This is a genomic window from Methanobrevibacter curvatus, assembly GCF_001639295.1.
Taxonomy (GTDB): Archaea; Methanobacteriota; Methanobacteria; order Methanobacteriales; family Methanobacteriaceae; genus Methanoflexus; species Methanoflexus curvatus.
Genome location: NZ_LWMV01000049.1, coordinates 1 through 3,493, shown reverse-complemented (window position 1 = coordinate 3,493; position 3,493 = coordinate 1). Strand labels below are relative to the sequence as shown.

At 17.2% G+C, this 3,493-nt stretch carries 1 protein-coding gene; it reads left to right on the top strand.

The annotated features are described in order from the left end of the window. On the top strand, positions 1-716 hold a 716-nt coding region (locus MBCUR_RS01510; RefSeq protein WP_157077519.1), incomplete at its 5' end, for an Ig-like domain repeat protein. Between the last annotated feature and the right edge of the window lie 2,777 nt (positions 717-3,493).

The window sequence follows — 3,493 nt, the reverse complement described above, 5'->3', positions numbered from 1 at the left end:
CTGGTGATACAGTTAAATACACTATTACAGTTAAGAATAATGGTCCTGATGCAACTTCTACTGATGTAAGTTTCTTATTAAGTAATTCTCTAATTTATTTAAGTTCTTCTGATAATGGAGTTTATAATTCCCAAGGAAAAACTGTTAAATGGAGTTTAGTTTCTCTTGATAATGGAGGAACTACTAGTTTCGATGTTGTTGCTAGAGTTAATGGTCTTAGTCTTGTTGTTAGTGAAGTTAATGTGAGTACAGGCATTATTAATGTTGGTTCAAATTATTCTAATTATCAATTTAAACCAATAACTCCTTATGATGTTGTTAAAAATAAAACTTATTTATTTGCATATGATGCAGTTGTTTATGTTGGAGATTATGCGATTTTAAAAGCTTTCTTAACAGACGATCCATTAGAAGGTAAACTTATTAAGTTCTATATTGATGGTGAGCTAGTTGGATCTAACTATACCAATAGTAAAGGAATAGCTATATTTGCATATAAAACTACTAAAGTGGGTACATTTGAGTATACTGCTAGATTTGCAGGAGATTACATGTATCGTGCAAGTCAAGATACAGCTACTGTAAAAGTTTTAGCTAAAGATAATATAGTTCCTAAAGGTAGTTCTGGAATGCAACATACTGGTGTTCCTATAGTTATCTTACTTTTAGCTTTATTGTCTATGTTTACTATTTTATATAGAAGAAAAAAAGAATAATTTAAACACATTTTAGAGGTAATGCTTCATATTACCTCTTTTATAAAATTTTTTTCTGAGATAATTATTTTATTTATCTCTTTATCCCATTTTTTTAACTATTTTTTTACTATTTTTTTACTTATTTTATTATAGCTTTTATTTGATTTTGTCTAATTTTTTACTTATTTTGCTATTGTTTTTTACTTATTTTGTTTTAATTCTTCCTCTACTTATTTTGTACTTATGGTATATCATCTAATTTTGCAACATATTTCGTGATTTTGAATTTTTCACTAATATTTCTTAAAAATTCTTTAAACATCATTTAAAACCTTATTAAAATTAGTTTATAATATAAGTTGAATGGTTATGTGTCATATTTTTAAGTAATGTACTGTACTTTTCACTCATTTTTTTACTTATTTTTTAATTTTTTAACTTCAATAGATAGCAATATTTTCTGACTTATAAACCTAATCTTTTTTTAAATATTTACAACTATTTTAATAAGTTTTTTTATTGCATTTATCAAGTATTTTTTCAACCAACTTATTTTTTTCAAACAATATCTTAAAAATAAATTAGATTTAAAACATTGATTTATTAAATAAAATACTTTAAATCATTTAATTTTATATATAAAAATGTTAAAATTTTTATATTTTTAATTTAAATTATTTTGTTTAATTAATATTAAAAATAAACACTTTTAATAATAAATATCTATTTGAAAAAATTAAAAATTTTTAAATAGAAATTAAAAATTTAAGAGACACTTACAATAATTGATATTTTCAACCAAAACTATTTATATAAGAAAAATCATATAATATAAAAGTAAAATAATTTTAAAAAAATTTGTTTACTTATTTTTAATTTAATAAGTTATATTAACTAATTTTTTTATATTAATTAATTTACTTTCTTTATATGATTATTTACTTTAATTCTAATGGTTATATTTTTTTTAACAAATATTTAAAATCTTTCATATGATTTTAAAACCTAAAATTTATTATTAGAAAATTATAGTAGCATTTGTTAATTATAAATTGATAAAATAGCTTTATTTAGATTAAATTAATTTAAAAATCGAATTAAGGATAAATATTTGAAAAATATTGACAAATACAAATTTATAAAATTAATATTTAATTTATATATCTTTATTATGCAAAATAAGACTTTAAATTATTGTTTTAGTAATTAAGACATTTTATTACCTGTTAAATTTTTTTTAATTTTCTGATATTTTTTTAATATTTTATTTTTATTATCATTCTTTATTTATAGACTTTATCAACCATTTATTAATCTAATAAAAATATTTTAATCTTTATCAATGATTTAAAATTTATTTTAAGAATTTTGATAAAACAGTTCAGTTTGTTTAAAACCAATTTAAAAATCAGATTAAAGTGAAATATTTGAAAATTATTGATAAATTATTGATAAGCTATAAATTTATAAGACATAATTTTTGGTCTATATAATTTTATATAATCTTTCCAAATTATTTTTCCAAATTTAAATAAAAAATAGATGTTCTTAAAATTTTTATTGAATTTTATTAACTTCCACAATTCATTAATTTAATTGTAGTTTTGAATAATAAACTTATTAATTTTTTTTAGTAAGTTTATTATTGAAAACTATTGTAAAAAATGAATTATAATTATGGTCTCATAAATTTAAATTTTTGTAAAAATTCAAAAATCTAATTTTTAGTAACAATCCAAAAAATTTAAATTTTATTTGATTATAGTTTCATAGATTTAAATTTTTGTAAAAATTCAAAATTCAATTTTTAGTAATAATCCAAAAAATTTAAATTTTATTAAATACATGGAATACATTTTTACTTCCATTATAATAACTCAATTGAAAAAATAAGTTTTCATCACTTATGCCCTGATTATTTAAAAATGTAATATAAAATATTAATTTCAATATTGTATATATAATCTTTAAATAATTAGTAAATTATATTTTTTAATAAAATTTAAAAAGCATTCGTTTTTTTTTAAATTAGATATTGATGTACAGCTTTTTAAAAAATTTGTAATGCTTTTTGAAAATTATGATCTCAATTACTAATCTTGAAATGTATTAATATATTCTACAGAAACTTTCTTTGAATATATTGTATATTTTTAGATATTTCACATATATTAAATTATTCTATTAAACATTAGTTTAAAAATAATAATTTAATAATAACCTAATAATAATTTAATAATAATTTAAAATATAATATAAAATAATAATTTCAATATTGTATCTAAAATATATTAAATAAATAGAAAACTATAAATATAACTTATAAAATATATATTTTTAATTTTCAAAGTCGGTAACCATACAATTTCAAAAAAAATTTAAAAAAATTCTTAAGTTGACAGCAGTGAATAATAACCTAATAATAACCTAAATTAATAACTTAAATTAATAACTTAATTAACTAACTTAAATATAATAACTTAAATAATATTATAGATTTTTATTCATTAAAAAACTGTGTATCAATTAATTGCTAATTGCTTTACATATGTAAAATGAACTAATGATTCTTTATTTAAACTATTTTAAAATATTTTAAATATTTCAAAGCATTTTTTTAATAAAATTTAAAAAAAACATTTGGTTCTTTAAATTAGATAATTTGATACACCGTCTTTTAAAAATTTATAATACTTTAAAATTATGATCTCAATTATAAATCTTGAAATGTATTAATATATTCTACAGAAATTTTCTTTGAATATATTGTATATGTTATTAGATATATTATATAT